This window comes from Acetomicrobium hydrogeniformans ATCC BAA-1850 (assembly GCF_000160455.2).
Lineage (GTDB): Bacteria > Synergistota > Synergistia > Synergistales > Acetomicrobiaceae > Acetomicrobium > Acetomicrobium thermoterrenum.
In genome coordinates this window covers 1935375-1949687 of record NZ_ACJX03000001.1, presented here as the reverse complement: position 1 = coordinate 1949687, position 14313 = coordinate 1935375, and the positions used below count along the sequence as shown (strand labels likewise).

The following is a 14313-nucleotide window of genomic DNA, read 5'->3' as shown; positions in this document are numbered from 1 at the left end:
TGATTTCATGTAAGAATGCTTAACTCATATTTATCCGTAAACCAACGCCTTATCCACCTCGAGCATGGCTTCCGTTATTTGAAACATGTTGGATATAGTCCCAACAGAGACTTTATCGGTTATTCCAAAATGATTGGTACAGGTTCCGCATACGAGGATGGAAGTCCCCTTATTTTCGAGGTCTCTTAGTATTTCGCTAGCGCTGTTTTCCGGTAGGGATAACAACACCCCTTCGTTCATCAAAGCGATCACTACCGGAGGTTCGCCTTCAAGGAGAACTCCGAGAAAGCTTTTCATCAACACCTCTCCCAATCCGTCGTTTGGCCTGCCGATAGTATCCGACAGAAGCAACACCCCTACGCTCTTTTTTTCTTCATTAGGCTTAGTTTTAGCTGTAACTTCGATTTCTGCCGTGCTATCTTCTGCTGTCTCTCCCGATTTGCCTCGAATAACGAAAGTCCCTTCCTCTTTTTTGACCGCTTCGATGATTTCGTATCCCTGTGAATCAAGGAAGCGCCTGACGTTTTGAAAGGAGACGTCGTTATCGACTAAAACTTCCACTTCTTTTTCTCCAGAATCTATCGCTTTTTTCGTCATTATTACCGGTTTTGGGCAAGTCGTTCCTCTCGCATCGACTATTTTCATCTTTCCTTGTTAACCTCCTTCGTCATTGATCTACATTAATTCGTCAAAATTTGGCGGCTTTCGATGATCTTGACGCCAACACTTTTCATTTCCTTCAAACTTTGCTCAACGCTTTCTTTAGTAATTCCGCGCGAGGCATCTTGGATCACATAAGTATCATACCCCAATTTAATAGCATCCAAGGCCGTTGATTTTACGCAGACATCAGTAGCCAAGCCACATATAAAAACTCGTTCAATTCCCGCTTCATGCAATGTCTCCGATAATCTTGTCCCGTCAAAGGCGGAATAGGCTTCTTTCAAGGTTTCCGTCGCTTTACTTACGACGATTGCCGAAGGTGGAATAAAAAGATCGGGATGAAATTCCGCTCCTCTGGTGTTTTGGACGCAATGAGCGGGCCATGGTCCGCCACACTCCTTGAAGCTCATGTGTTTATCCGGATGCCAATCGCGGGAAAAGACTATTTGACCTCCCTGTTTCTCAAAAAGCTCAACCAGTTTGTTTGCTATAGGAACAATCTCATCCCCTTCAGGAACCGGTAGATTTCCGCCGGGACAGAAATCTACTTGCAAATCCACGATTATCAGGGCATCTCTCTTTTTTATCGACAGCATCATGATAATACTCATCCTCCTAATTAATTATTATTAGATTAAATTACAAGATAATTTATTTCGTCTTAATAATAAAATAATAATAATAAAAATAATATCAGAATATTCTAAAATCTCACTTATCCAAAAAATATGGTATAACTATAGCCAACATGATCGGAGGCAAAAGAAAAAATAAAGTAAAGTAAGGAGGAATCTTTTATGAACTTCGATTTAATTGCAGCTTTTACTATTGTCTTGTTTATTCTTTACATAGGTGACTTCATTTCTACTAAAACTAAAGCCTTTGTTCCTTCTGTGTTCGTAGCTGCAGTCCTATTCTTATTGGGCTTCTGGACCATTTTACCAGAAAATCTGATAGATCTGGCCTGTTTAGGACAACCTTTGGCTACGTTGTCCATGTATTTATTATTGGTCCACATGGGAACAATGTTGAATCTAAAGGAATTGGCCGCACAGTGGAGAACCGTCGTAATTTCTCTAGGGGGGATCATAGGAATATCTTTGGGAACTTTAACGATTGGCAAATACCTATTTGGTTGGGAAACCGTTGTGATATCAACACCTCCACTTACGGGAGGAATCGTAGCAGCCCTGATGATGCAAAATGCCGCCATGGAAAAGGGATTGGTTGAGCTTTCGGTGTTAGCCATAGTCATGTATGTTACGCAGGGCTTTTTTGGTTATCCTCTGACGGCAATTGCTCTAAAACGTGAGGGGAAGAGGCTGTTGACAGCTTTCAGAAAGGGAGAAATTAAGGCAGAAACCGCTACCTCAAATGGACCATCAGACGTTTCACAGAAAAGGTCAAAACTTCAAATTATCCCTGAAATACCGCCCAAATATAGGACGACTTACATGTATCTTTTCAAGCTTGGTATAGTGGCATGGGCATCGGCTATAACGGCAACGGCCATAAACGAAGTAGTTTCACGTTTTGTGATATGCCTCATATTTGGCGTTATAGCTGCGGAAATCGGCTTTCTCGAGCGTAGACCCCTCGATCTGTCGGGTTCTTTCGGGTTTATGATGACCACTTTGATGGCCTTTATATTTGCAGGTTTGGCCAAAGCCACCCCAAATATGATTGTTAGCCTCGTCGGACCACTTTTTGGAATAATAGCAATAGGCATTACGGGCATGGCCCTGTTTTCCATGGCTCTAGGAAAGCTCCTTGGTTATTCTAAGGAAATGTCCTTTGCCTGCGCGCTCACTGCCCTTTACGGCTTTCCTCCCAATTACGTATTAACTGAGGAAGCCTCCAAGGCACTCGCCGAAAATCCTGAGGAATTTAAATTTTTAATGGATTCCCTATTACCAAAGATGTTAGTGGGCGGTTTCACCACTGTTACTATCGCTTCGGTAATTTTAGCGGGTATATTCGTAAACTTACTGTAAAAAATTATTATTAACGGAGGTGTCATACTTTAAATGGACATAAAAAAACTGGCAGCAGAAGTAAAGGATTACGTAATAGAACTGAGACGAGAATTCCACATGTATCCGGAAAAATCCGGCGAAGAGATAAGGACCTCGCGGAGGATCAAAGAAGAGCTGGATAAGATGGGCATCCTCAATACAAATGCAGGCGGAACGGGAATAATCGCAACTATAAAAGGAGAAAAACCCGGGAAAACCGTAGCTTTAAGGGCCGATATGGATGCCCTCGAAGTCTCCGAAAAAAACGACAAGCCCTATAAATCCAAAAACGAAGGGCTCATGCATGCCTGTGGACATGATGGCCATACTGCAATGCTGTTGGGAGTTGCCAAAATTTTATCGGAAATCAAAAGCGAGCTGCCGGGAACCGTGAAGCTAATCTTTCAGCCGGCAGAGGAGGTCGCTCAAGGTGCGCTTAGGATGATAGACGACGGAGCTATGGATGGAGTAGACAACATATTCGGAATGCATCTTTGGAGCGGTTTGCCCACGGGAAAGGTATCCGTCGAAGCTGGGCCAAGAATGGCCGCTGTGGATGTCTTTGATATTACCGTCCAGGGCAAAGGTGGGCACGGATCTGCGCCCCACGAAGGAGTTGACGCCGTCGTAGTGGCTTCAAACATAGTAATGGCCCTCCAAACAATCGTCAGCAGGGAGTTTACGCCACTTGAGCCTCTAGTTGTAACGGTGGGTAAACTTGTCGCCGGCACTCGATTTAACGTCCTAGCCTCCGAGGCAAAACTCGAGGGAACAAACAGGTACTTCAATCCCAAGACCAAGGATGTTTTGCCCCAAGCCATAGAAAGGATAGCCAAGCAGGTTGCTGCAGGATATAGGGCTGAAGCATATGTAAATTATAAGTTTGCCACTTCCCCCGTGATCAACGACCTCGAAAGTTCATCTCTCGCAGCCAAAGCCGCTGAAAAAATTGTTGGCAGGGACGGTCTGGTAGAATATGAAAAGGTCATGGGCGGAGAAGATTTCGCAGAATATCTTAAATTAGCCCCGGGCGTATTTGCCCTTGTGGGAATCGGCAACGAGAAAAAAGGTACAAATTATCCTCATCACAATCCCAACTTCGATTTGGACGAAGATGTCCTGGAGATCGGTGTAGCACTTTATCTTCAATATGCCCTTGACTATTTAAATCAAAACTGAAGGAGATGAAAAAATGCTTGAGACAAACCTTGAGAGAATCAAAGACCATATTGAAACGCTAAATACATTTAACTCAACACCCGGAAAAGGTTGTACAAGGTTGTCCTTTTCGCCCGAACACAAAAAGGCAATAGATTATTTGACGGAAAGCTGCAAATCCCTTGGGCTGGAGGTTTTAGTCGACCCCATAGGCAATTTTAGGGCTAAATTAAAGGGCAGGGAGCCCGACCTTCCTCCCGTGATGTTCGGTTCTCATATTGATACGGTTTTGTATGGCGGAAAATTCGATGGAGCGGCGGGAGTTGTGGCAGCCTTGGAAGCTTTGACGGTGATAAAAGAACATAAGGTGCAGCCCAAACATTCGCTCGAGATGATAGCCCTTGTTGAGGAGGAGGGCTCTTCCTTTGGCGGCGGCCTCGTGGGAAGCAAGGCTTTGGTCGGAAAATACACGCTTGAAGACTTAAAGAAGCTTAAAAACGACGAGGGCCTTTCTTTCTACGAAGCAGCCAAAAGGTTCGGCCTAAATCCAGATGAACTTGAAAGATACGTCTTGCGCAAGGGCGACCTGAAGGCATTGCTCGAACTTCACATCGAACAGGGCAAAATCCTTTATTCAAAATCTATTCCCGTTGGCGTTGTGGAAGCCATTGTAGGCATAAAACAGCTTTCCCTAACCCTTGAGGGAATGGCTAACCACGCAGGGACAACGCCAATGAACATGAGGCATGATGCACTGGTAGGAGCCAGTAAGATAATAACATTTATTGAACATTGCGCCAAAGAAGATGTCTTTGATACGACCGTTGCCACCGTAGGCAAAATATGGTGCTTCCCCAACGTAACCAACGTAATACCCGGCAAGGTAACTTTCACCGTCGATATACGGGATATAAAAAAAGAAGGCATCGAAAGGGTAGAGCAGCTGCTCAGGGAAAAGGTCAGACAAGTATCAGAAGATCATGGATTAAATTATTCCATAGACCTGGTAGGAGAATCCGATTCGGTCAAACTTTCTGACAAGGTGATTTCAGCCATTCAAAATGCCGCTGAAAAACTCGGCATTAAGTACCTGAGAATGCCTAGCGGAGCCGGACACGACTCGGCACTCTTTACAGAAGTAACCGACGTGGGCATGATATTCGTCCAAAGCATAGAAGGCATAAGTCACGCACCTGAAGAGGACACCAAATACGACGATTTGAAGCGCGGATGCGATGTTTTGGTCAATGCCCTTTTGGATATAGCTCAATAAATAATCATATGTATTAACACAGCCCCGAAATTACGTTAATATTAATGACAACTTCTTAAAGTGGGGCGTTGATCGAAAAATGCATGAAGATGTGAGCAAGATTTTACGTACGATACCATCTATGGACAAGTTACTGGCCTTGGAGTGGGTTGAAGGATTTTGCACACTCCTAGGACGCAAAACAACTAAATTAATTATCGAAGGAGTGCTCGAAAATTACAGAAACGATGTGCTCCGCGGAAATGTAAGAGACGTAAACCTCAAATTTTTGTACGATGAGATCCGAAAGGCTTTAGACAAAGCTTCACGACACAATTTGACGCCCGTAGTGAATGCTACGGGCGTCATAGTGCACACAAACCTTGGGAGGTCCTGTCTCGCCGATGACGTAGCATCCGACGTGCGACTTATATCAAGCCGCTACAGCAATCTGGAGTACGATCTTGAAAGGGGCAAAAGAGGACACAGATATGATCACGTAGAATGGATTTTGTGCCAACTCACAGGTGCCGAGGCAGCTTTAGTGGTGAACAACAACGCAGCTGCGGTTCTTTTATGCTTAACAGCTCTTGCTGGCGACGGGGAAGCGATAATATCCAGGGGAGAGCTAATTGAAATAGGAGAATCCTTTAGAATACCCGACATCATGTCCTTTTCCGGAGCCAAGATGATCGAAGTGGGCACCACAAACAGGACTCACCTTTACGACTACGAGAGGGCCATAAACGAAAATACCCGCATCGTATTAAAGGTCCACCCCTCCAATTACAGGATAGTTGGCTTCCATTCAGAGGTGGGAAGAAGGGAGCTGACTGAGTTGGCTCATTCCAGAGGGCTGGTGGTCATGGAAGACTTAGGAAGCGGATTTTTGGTGGACCTTTCAGCCTATGGCCTGAAAGGCGAACCGGCGATAGGTCAATGCATAGAAGAAGGCGTAGATATCGTTACCTTTTCGGGCGACAAATTGCTCGGCGGACCGCAGATCGGGGGCATTGTAGGAAAGAAAGATCTCATATCAAAGCTCAAAAAACATCCATTGCTTCGCGCTCTGAGGGTAGACAAGATGACCTTGGCCGCATTGGAATCCACCTTGAGGATATATCTAAGGGAGGATTATGCAAAGATTCCCACATTAGCCATGATAATGACGGACCTTGAGAGATTAAAGGCCAAAGCAGAGCATTTAGCTAATTTGTTTCGAGGCATCCTTTCAAAAGACGACGGCTGGGAGGTTGAGGTCATCGAAGTTAAGGACTTGGTAGGAGGAGGAGCCTTCCCTGACGACGAATTAAGTGGTTTCGGAGTGGCGATAACACCTCCCGATACTATCGGCCCTTCTAAGTTCGCGGCCCTTCTAAGACAACTGGATACTCCCGTGGTAGCAAACGTGGACCAGGAAAGGATTATCTTTCACGTTCGCACGATGGGAGACGGCGAGGATGTTCTTGTCTCTTCAGAGATCGACGGATGCTTAAAAGAGCTTCTATTGTGGGGGAATTCGCAATGACCGAACCTGTTGAGACGACAATAGTCTTCGGCACGGCAGGACATATAGATCACGGGAAAACCACTTTAATAAAGGCTTTATCAGGGGTGGACTGCGATCGGCTTAGGGAGGAAAAAAGGCGCGGCATCACGATAGAGCTTGGATTTGCTCCTTTAACGCTGCCGAGCGGTCGAATTGTAAGCGTCGTCGACGTCCCGGGGCACGAACGCTTCATCAGACAGATGGTGGCCGGTGCCACTGGAATTGATGCTGTTATTTTGGTCGTCGCCGCCGATGAAGGGGTAATGCCCCAATCCAGGGAACATCTGGAGATTCTGTCTTTGCTTGGCATTAAAGAGGGATTGATCGCTATAACCAAGGCGGATATTGTGGATGAAGAGATGCTCGAGCTTGTAAAATCGGACGTAGAGGATTTGGTCAAGGGCACCTTCCTTGAGGGGAAACCAATGGTTTGCGTTTCTTCAACGAAGGGGACGAATTTAGACAGGCTCCTCGAAGTCATCGACTGGACGGTATATCGAATTAAACCGCGCGACACAGATGGCCCCTTTTTCATGCCTATCGATAGGAGCTTTCCTATAGCAGGTTTTGGCACCGTAGTAACGGGAACGGTATATAGGGGGAAAGTTCAAATAGGAGATACGCTTGACGTGCTTCCTCTGGGTAAGAATTCCAAGGTTCGTTCAATTCAGGTACACGGCAAAGCAGTCCGGGAAGCATTAGCGGGACAGAGATCAGCCCTAAACCTGCCCAACATCAAATCAACAGAGCTTGAAAGGGGAGATGTGGCCTGTTCAAGCGGTCTGTTTAAAACCACACAGTGCCTTGACGTCAAATTAACCCTGCTCGCCTCTACGCCGGAACCGCTAAAGCACTGGCAACAGGTACATCTTCATATAGGAACTTCCGAAACAATGGCTAGAGTAGCGCTTCTGAAGGATACCAAGCTTTTGCCCAACGATGAGGCCTTTGGGCAGCTGGTCTTGAAGGAGCCGATAGTTGTTCACATGGGACAACGATTTATCATCCGGGCACATACACCTCTTAGGACGATTGGAGGAGGCGAAATTCTCTTCCCTTACGATAAAAAACCGAGGGGAGGAAAGGCAAGAACAGAACTTTTGGCTTTTTTAGACAAGTTAGCCCAAGCAAAAGATCCTGCAGAACGATTTGCAGTAATTTTAGAAAGGATTGGCCTTCTTTCCTTCAACGAAGCGATCATCTTGAGCCAGTTAACGCCCGAACAATTAAAGCTCACTTTAAACAAGGCGAGGGGTTTGGGAATAATCTTTATAGAATCGGGAGAACAACCTCTTTTAATGTCTCTCCCATATTACAAGGGGTTGACGAGATCCCTTCAGGACATATTGAATCGTTTTCACGAGAAAAATTCCCATTTGGCCGGAATGAAAGCCTCGGATTTAATAGCGGCTTTAGAGATATCGCTCACGAAAAGACAGTCTCAGGAACTGCTAAGGCTTTTCGTAAACAGAGGTCTAATAGAGACTGACGGAGAGATTGTAAGGCTTCCCGGAGCCTCGCCGGTGTTGGATGAAGGGATACTAAAAGATAAAGATAAACTGCTTTCCTATTGTGAAAACAAGGGGTTTCAGTTTCCCTCTGTAGAAGAAGCAATAAAGGAATTAAATTGGGATAAAGACAGGATGAACAAAACACTCGACGTCGCAAAACAGCAGGGAGAGATCAGAATAATTGGCGGAGAGTTTTTGTTATCCAAAAGAATCGAAGAAAAAGCCTTGGACATCCTGCGCACTCTTCCTGAGATAACCATAGCTTCCATGCGCGATACCACTAACGTCAGCAGAAAATACATACTGCCACTTCTCGAGGACTTCGATGCCCGTGGCATCACGAGAAGGATAGGAGATAAGAGAGTTTTACTCAAAAAGACGTAGTGAATAAGCTGCTAGAACGGCCTTAGGATGCAAACGCAGCCCTTACTGCCCCATGCTTTAGCAAGGCCTGAGTACCGCCGCCTTCGCTTACAACTTGGCATACAAGTTCTGGATCGCATACCCTAACGCCAAACAGTCCTACAATGCGCTTGAGGCTAATATCGCCTAACAACTCAGGCCATAGTGGGGTAGAAGGCCCGATGATCGCAACACGACCTGTACAAAGGTCGAGCAGATGATCTATGGTCTTGTTGATAAAGGCAGTGCCAGTTATAAAGACAGCATCACAGCGTGGCAGTTCCCACTCCGCTGCCCAATCGGGAAGCACATTTTCGGATTGTTGCGAAGGGTTTCGTTCAAATATAAGCAGCTTTTTTGCCCGTTCTACAATATCGCAGGCCAAAGGAGCAATGTTTCCAATCATTCCAACGACATCATCTTTGTCTATTTTCAATAATTCTATTGGTTCGATCTCCTGAAGGGGCGCATCTTCAGAAAACACGGCGTTTACCGTCGCAAGACCTATGGAGGACGCTATGGGATCTGCCGTCGCCAAACCTCGCGCCAGCTCTAAAGCAGGCCTCCCCGCCAGAGGACCCGACCAATTAAACTTGTTGCAGCACTGTCTCTCATCCAAAGTAGCAGCCAGGCCACAGCTGCCATCGGACAACACCACACAGGTGTACCGCAAACCGATTGTTACTTTTTCAACAGTGAGTTTGGCAAGTTTCGCTTCTATGGAAGCGATAAGATTATGGACTATCATAAAGGCACACTTCCTTAATAACATGTATTTTATTACAAAAATATCATAAATTTAATTCATAGTATATATTTACTTTATATTTTAATAATAATTTAATATTAAAAAGAATCTATAAATCTATACTCGTATAGCTTTCAAAAGCAAATCGATCGAAATCAAATTCTTTGGAAGTTTAGCCCTCACAGTCTTGCGGGGGTCGACCAATTGACAAATTTCTAAGTCCATCGCCATGCTGGCAAGCATGTAAGCATCATGCCAATCCAGATCCAATGCACCTTCAAAAGCTCTTACCGTCAATCTCGTTGCCTCATAAAAAGCCTTGTTTATGTCTTCATCCGAGACTACTATGTATAACCAATCTTTCGTTTCAACACAGGGCCACATCGGTGCCAATTTATCCAACGCTTTAAAGCTTACTGTCACATTGCCGGCGATCTCGCAAGCAGCAACACAGACCTCGCCATCTCCCATCACTGCATGAAGGTCCCCCAAGCCGAACAAAGCGCCGTCGCAACTGACCGGAAAATAAACGGTAGCACCTTCCGTTATCACAGTGGCATCCATATTCCCGCCGTGTCTTCCCGGAGTGCCCGTAGGTGTATTTTCTGGTGTGGCAACGCCTATTACACCTATCATCCTTTTTAAAGCCAGATTTAAATGCTTGAACTTCAGCTGATCGGAATGTATATCACAGATGACGGTTCTGGCTTCTTCTGCCATGTCGCCAAGGACGCCCTCTTTAGGTATCGTAACAATAGCTCCCTTTTGTTTTAGATCTATCTTATGGATGGTTACTGCTAAAGCATCGCCTTTTTTAGCACCCTTTACGTAAATCGGTCCTGTGGCCGGGTTTATTCTTGAAAAATCTATTTCCGAAACCAACTGATCTTCCTCGGTGATCTGATTAGAAAAGCAATCCTTTGCCTCAATTTGAACCAAGACGTCTTGATCGACGGTGGCGGCGGGAGGTAATTGGGGATCGAAGGAGAAAAAAGTAGACTCACTGCTTACCACGACATCCGGTTTTTGACAGCAGTTCATATCGCTCACTCCTTTTATTTTATCAATACAGCATGTAAATTAAAATTTAAGCTACAATTATGTTTTGGTCAAGCAAGCAAATTATATTAACAAATCGCTGTTAGCCGTGAGCCTCGAGCACAACCTCATCTCCTGGCTTAACAATGCCACCGCCGACTACCTCGAGGAAATAGCCCACCTTTGGCAGCAGACACCATCCGCGGTAATCGTATGTGTGAGGTTCATCCGGCCTTTTGCCCTTTTCTATTACCAGCAAGACCACGTCGCGGCTGATTTTAAGGCGGCTTCCTATTGGAATTTCGTCGGGCAATCCCTCTACCACCAGGTTTTCTGCCAAGGACCCCGGCGGAAAGGAAAAGCCCGCCTCTTTTTCGGCGAGCTTTATATCCTCATATCTCAATAAGCTGACCTGTCGTGACGATATGCCAAAATGGGAATCCCCCTCAATGCCTTTTCCTTCGATGAATCGCGCCTCCGCCACAGGCTTTTTGGGTTCCTGTCTGTTTGAGCTGACACAAACTGCCAAAACGCGCGCCATTGCTAAAAACCTCCTAATTCAATAGCTTAAACCCATATCTTGCCATCCTTTACGACAAGTATATCATCCAAATAAAGTTCAGGGCTCCGCATTACAGCATCTACATGAACGCCTGCAGCAACTTTTCCGCCAAAGGTGTCATTGCTTCCCATTGCTATATGGACAGATCCATATATCTTTTCGTCTTCTAGGATAACCCCGGTAAGACGAGCCTTATCATTGGTCCCGATGCCAAGTTCCGCCAGATTACGCGCATTAGGATTATCACCCAAAACCTCAAGCAGGCGATCGGCGCGATCACCTTTCACATCCAAAAGTAACCCTTGGTCAAATTCCAGGATGAGCGGAGAATCAAGAAGCCCAATCCCAACGCAAGAGCCGTCTATAAGAACGCTCCCCGTTGCAGTGCCCTCAAGGGGCGCTATGTATGCTTCGCCTGAGGGCAAATTTCCCGATTCTCCTTTATTGCGGTAAATTCCGGTGCTTGGCACACCACGCCTTCCTTCGAGCGAGATTAAAAGCGTATGCTTTCCGGTAACAATTCTGGCCGATCTCGCCTTATCCAGCAAGACAGTAACATTTTTGGTCAATTTTTCTACTTTTTCATAGTCGGCATTTATCGGGCCATTAAAAAACATATCTTCAGTGATCCCTGGCATGGTGGCAATTCGTGCCCCACAACTGCAGGCATTTTTCCGTGCCTGCGTGTGGGTAAGAGAAGCACTGGTAGGTGCCATAACCACATCCGACATCGCCATAGCCTTTGCCACCAGCTCGTCGGGTTCCATGCCGCTTCTTTCAAGTTTTTGCATGCAAAGTAAGAAAGACCTTGCTTTTACCTCCATGCCGGCCTTAAAGATAGCATCGCCGATGCCCTGCGTAGCATCATCACACAGGACAAGGAGCCTTTCGCCCTTTACTATGCCCATGTTTACCATTAAAAGCTTTTTTGCAATTTCCATCAAACTTTTTATTTCGCTCATCATGATCTTTTCCTCACTCAAGCAATTCCCTGGCTATGCGGCTTGCGACGGTCCTGGCCAAGATAACGGGACATGAAGTAATTTCTTTTACATGCTTTTTCATCTTAGAAGTGTAGCCTATACAATCCATTACTATTATTTGCGCTCCCCATTCGGATAACTCCATAGCGCCCCTTGCTATTGAGGCATCAGACTCTACGTAAGGTGAGGCAGCCACTATTCGAAGGTCCTTTGTCACGGCAGACCATCGTTTGCGCGATTGCTCTATTTGGTCCTTTGAAGGGGTAAATACGCCTAACTTCAAACCTTCTCCAACTGCCTTGGTTACCTCAAAAAGCATTCTTTGGGGTCTCAAAAGAAAACCATTTGCGCCAAAATCAGGAAATTCTCCAGTGCATAGAAGCAAAACCACGTGAATGCCGCTTTCAAAAAGCTTGCCGATCTTGTCCTGGAGCAGGGGAGTGATGTGCTTTTCTGCAACTGTGACGGATGTGCCGTCACGAAGCCTGGTTACCAATACATAATCTCCTTCTATTGGAGCTAACTTGGCTATTTCTTCTTTGCTAAGTCCGTCTAGCGCTCCGGCCTCCACAATTTCAATGTCAGGCCCCAAAATCGGTTTTATGTCCACCATAACGTCGCTTCTTGGCGACTGTCCTATTGTTATGGCACCAATTCTATACATTGTTCATTCTCCCTTTATAAATACAATTCAAGTGATCCTGGGCCCCTGGGCCACAACGCAGGCATTCTTTTAAGGAATCCTCGATTCCACTGGGCGATGTACCTTTGATGGAACAAATATATTCCATGAAGTCGCTAGCCCACGATTTGTCTCCCTCTATCAAAAAAGTGGTGCTACCTGCGCCTTCGTAAATTCCACCTCGTCCTATCACCGTTACATGCGTGGCACCCAGTGCATAGATGCCATCGACCTCGCTAAAGACCTTGCCTACAATTGGAACTAATCCAACTGACATGCCCATAGACATATCCGGTACGTTTCGTCCACACCTGGACATCGCTTCTCTCAAAGAAAAGGGGCAATATTTTTCAAGCCCTGCCGCTACGATGATAGGCACTCCCTCGACATGCAAAAGAGGAAGAATCCTGCCCGGCTCACCCCCGAAAAAACGACCTGCCATCATAGCTGCATTTCCATCCCCATCTATGATATTTGCTCCGCAAATTGCCAAATCGCTAGGTCCCATTTGAGATACTATCTCCTCAAGGTGTCCATCCGCCGTTTCAGGTTTGCCGTTTCTAATCACAATGGAATGCGGGCCTTCAACATTACCTTCGGCCGATACGGCACCTCTCTCGGTTATCCTTCCAGATATCCTTAGCTTAACCCCAACCAAGTCCTCCGAAACTGCAGATACCGTTGTTCCCCCTTTTAGGAGCAAGATGCCTTGCTTCATTACGCGGTTGACTTCTGGTAGCGAGGAAATGCCTCTCGCTATGACCCTTTTCCCCTCTTCTACGGTAAGTGTAACTTGAATTTTCATTTATTTTATCTTTCCTAAGGTCTGTAAATGCCTCATATATCCATAAAGCGAGATTAATCTGTCGAATTCCGCCGCATCGTAAAAAGATACCTTTCCTTCACCGTAGTACTTAGCGACCTCAACGCTAAACCTAACTGCCTCGTCAATATCCATGGCCTGCGTAGCGCCCGTTGCACACCCCGGGACCGGTACCTCGGACGTCAAGGCAACTCCTACTACTGGTGCAGAGGTTGCGGTACAGGGCTGCATTATGCTGTTTAGATGATAAACGTCGTTACCATAGGGCGTGATATCCTGCATGGTTATGGGAAATACCACCGGCATTTTCCCGGTAATATAGCTCATTATAGACAACAAATCCTCGCTCACTCGCAGTATCCATCCCTCTTTTACAGTCGGCGATATGGCAAAACCGCGATGGTTTATGACTCTGTTTCCACGAGTCGTGTCAATCGAAAGCACAGCGTCCAACTCGCCGGTAATTTCTTCTTTGTTAGCCATCGCCATATCGATAGGGGAGCCCATGAAGGGAACGGGATCGTGAGGCTGGGTGGGGGCATCTGGACATATGTGAGTAGAGATGAAAACATCTCCCTTTAAGATATCTCCCTTGCTATACATATCACCTAAAAGCATGGCAGTAGCTACGGCAGCTATGCCTCCATCGGCGTCGGAGACCAAGCCAAGCCTTTCCGGTCTTGCGCCTATGCCGCCAAGCCTGCCGACTATACCAAGCGTTGGAGCAGTCCCTCCGGATCTTTTGCCCTCTTTTCCGGGTATCCAAACCTTTACAAAATCAGTCTTCCCATTTGGACCAGTTACTGACTTTACCTCAACATCTTTAAGCCCTGTCTTAACCAACACTTCTTTGACGTCTTGTCCATTTACTTTAGGACTGCTTAAAAGATCTATTGCTTCAATGGTCCATTTTAGCGACATGAGATT

14 protein-coding genes are annotated in these 14313 nt (G+C 45.9%); 5 read left to right on the top strand and 9 right to left on the bottom strand.

Annotation, left to right across the window (positions count from 1 at the left end; translation table 11 throughout):
- Positions 1-30: 30 nt before the first annotated feature.
- Both yedF and HMPREF1705_RS09745 read right to left on the bottom strand, forming a co-directional pair.
- Positions 31-645 (bottom strand): sulfurtransferase-like selenium metabolism protein YedF, encoded by a 615-nt coding sequence (gene yedF / locus HMPREF1705_RS09750; RefSeq protein WP_057940984.1) that lies wholly within the window; start codon positions 643-645, stop codon positions 31-33.
- Between the two features lie 35 nt (positions 646-680).
- Positions 681-1262, bottom strand: coding sequence for a nicotinamidase (locus tag HMPREF1705_RS09745; RefSeq protein WP_242603582.1), 582 nt, complete (start codon positions 1260-1262; stop codon positions 681-683).
- A 198-nt stretch (positions 1263-1460) separates the two neighbouring features.
- Here HMPREF1705_RS09745 and HMPREF1705_RS09740 point away from each other — a divergent pair, with 198 nt between their 5' ends.
- The 5 genes from HMPREF1705_RS09740 (at position 1461) to selB (ending at position 8532) form a co-directional block, all read left to right on the top strand.
- Positions 1461-2657, top strand: a complete 1197-nt coding sequence (locus HMPREF1705_RS09740) for a hypothetical protein (protein ID WP_009200966.1) — start codon at positions 1461-1463, stop codon at positions 2655-2657.
- A gap of 33 nt (positions 2658-2690) precedes the next feature.
- Positions 2691-3857, top strand: a complete 1167-nt coding sequence (locus HMPREF1705_RS09735; RefSeq protein WP_009200967.1) for a M20 family metallopeptidase — start codon at positions 2691-2693, stop codon at positions 3855-3857.
- Positions 3858-3870: 13 nt separating this feature from the next.
- Positions 3871-5109: a Zn-dependent hydrolase gene (locus HMPREF1705_RS09730; RefSeq protein ID WP_009200968.1), complete on the top strand. Its 1239-nt coding sequence runs from the start codon at positions 3871-3873 to the stop codon at positions 5107-5109.
- Between the two features lie 79 nt (positions 5110-5188).
- Entirely contained in the window at positions 5189-6616 is a 1428-nt protein-coding gene (gene selA, locus HMPREF1705_RS09725) for an L-seryl-tRNA(Sec) selenium transferase (protein WP_009200969.1), read from the top strand.
- Complete coding sequence (gene selB / locus HMPREF1705_RS09720; RefSeq protein WP_040347961.1) at positions 6613-8532, top strand: selenocysteine-specific translation elongation factor; 1920 nt, start codon at positions 6613-6615, stop codon at positions 8530-8532. Before selA ends, selB begins: the two co-directional genes overlap by 4 nt.
- Positions 8533-8554: 22 nt before the next feature.
- Here selB and HMPREF1705_RS09715 read toward each other — a convergent pair whose 3' ends face one another.
- From HMPREF1705_RS09715 to HMPREF1705_RS09685, 7 genes are all read right to left on the bottom strand, one after another.
- A complete protein-coding gene (locus tag HMPREF1705_RS09715) occupies positions 8555-9298 on the bottom strand; it encodes a DUF364 domain-containing protein (protein ID WP_111089611.1) in 744 nt (247 codons plus the stop codon).
- A gap of 117 nt (positions 9299-9415) precedes the next feature.
- A complete protein-coding gene (locus tag HMPREF1705_RS09710; RefSeq protein ID WP_009200972.1) occupies positions 9416-10339 on the bottom strand; it encodes an acetamidase/formamidase family protein in 924 nt (307 codons plus the stop codon).
- Between the two features lie 100 nt (positions 10340-10439).
- On the bottom strand, positions 10440-10877 hold the full coding sequence (locus HMPREF1705_RS09705) for an MOSC domain-containing protein (protein ID WP_009200973.1): 438 nt from the start codon (positions 10875-10877) through the stop codon (positions 10440-10442).
- Between the two features lie 26 nt (positions 10878-10903).
- Entirely contained in the window at positions 10904-11863 is a 960-nt protein-coding gene (locus tag HMPREF1705_RS09700; RefSeq protein ID WP_207382510.1) for an aminopeptidase, read from the bottom strand.
- 10 nt (positions 11864-11873) lie between these two features.
- A complete protein-coding gene (locus HMPREF1705_RS09695) occupies positions 11874-12545 on the bottom strand; it encodes an AroM family protein (RefSeq protein ID WP_009200975.1) in 672 nt (223 codons plus the stop codon).
- Positions 12538-13368: a hypothetical protein gene (locus HMPREF1705_RS09690; protein ID WP_009200976.1), complete on the bottom strand. Its 831-nt coding sequence runs from the start codon at positions 13366-13368 to the stop codon at positions 12538-12540. The genes HMPREF1705_RS09695 and HMPREF1705_RS09690 overlap by 8 nt, the downstream gene beginning before the upstream one ends.
- Entirely contained in the window at positions 13369-14307 is a 939-nt protein-coding gene (locus HMPREF1705_RS09685; RefSeq protein ID WP_009200977.1) for a DUF1177 domain-containing protein, read from the bottom strand.
- Positions 14308-14313 lie beyond the last annotated feature (6 nt).

Bases quoted from the DNA above. Each gene is read 5' to 3' on its own strand.
- yedF (WP_057940984.1), bottom strand. From the start codon at position 645: ATGAAAATAGTCGATGCGAGAGGAACGACTTGCCCAAAACCGGTAATA.
- HMPREF1705_RS09745 (WP_242603582.1), bottom strand. From the start codon at position 1,262: ATGATGCTGTCGATAAAAAAGAGAGATGCCCTGATAATCGTGGATTTG.
- HMPREF1705_RS09740 (WP_009200966.1), top strand. From the start codon at position 1,461: ATGAACTTCGATTTAATTGCAGCTTTTACTATTGTCTTGTTTATTCTT.
- HMPREF1705_RS09735 (WP_009200967.1), top strand. From the start codon at position 2,691: ATGGACATAAAAAAACTGGCAGCAGAAGTAAAGGATTACGTAATAGAA.
- HMPREF1705_RS09730 (WP_009200968.1), top strand. From the start codon at position 3,871: ATGCTTGAGACAAACCTTGAGAGAATCAAAGACCATATTGAAACGCTA.
- selA (WP_009200969.1), top strand. From the start codon at position 5,189: ATGCATGAAGATGTGAGCAAGATTTTACGTACGATACCATCTATGGAC.
- selB (WP_040347961.1), top strand. From the start codon at position 6,613: ATGACCGAACCTGTTGAGACGACAATAGTCTTCGGCACGGCAGGACAT.
- HMPREF1705_RS09715 (WP_111089611.1), bottom strand. From the start codon at position 9,298: ATGATAGTCCATAATCTTATCGCTTCCATAGAAGCGAAACTTGCCAAA.
- HMPREF1705_RS09710 (WP_009200972.1), bottom strand. From the start codon at position 10,339: ATGAACTGCTGTCAAAAACCGGATGTCGTGGTAAGCAGTGAGTCTACT.
- HMPREF1705_RS09705 (WP_009200973.1), bottom strand. From the start codon at position 10,877: ATGGCGCGCGTTTTGGCAGTTTGTGTCAGCTCAAACAGACAGGAACCC.
- HMPREF1705_RS09700 (WP_207382510.1), bottom strand. From the start codon at position 11,863: ATGATGAGCGAAATAAAAAGTTTGATGGAAATTGCAAAAAAGCTTTTA.
- HMPREF1705_RS09695 (WP_009200975.1), bottom strand. From the start codon at position 12,545: ATGTATAGAATTGGTGCCATAACAATAGGACAGTCGCCAAGAAGCGAC.
- HMPREF1705_RS09690 (WP_009200976.1), bottom strand. From the start codon at position 13,368: ATGAAAATTCAAGTTACACTTACCGTAGAAGAGGGGAAAAGGGTCATA.
- HMPREF1705_RS09685 (WP_009200977.1), bottom strand. From the start codon at position 14,307: ATGTCGCTAAAATGGACCATTGAAGCAATAGATCTTTTAAGCAGTCCT.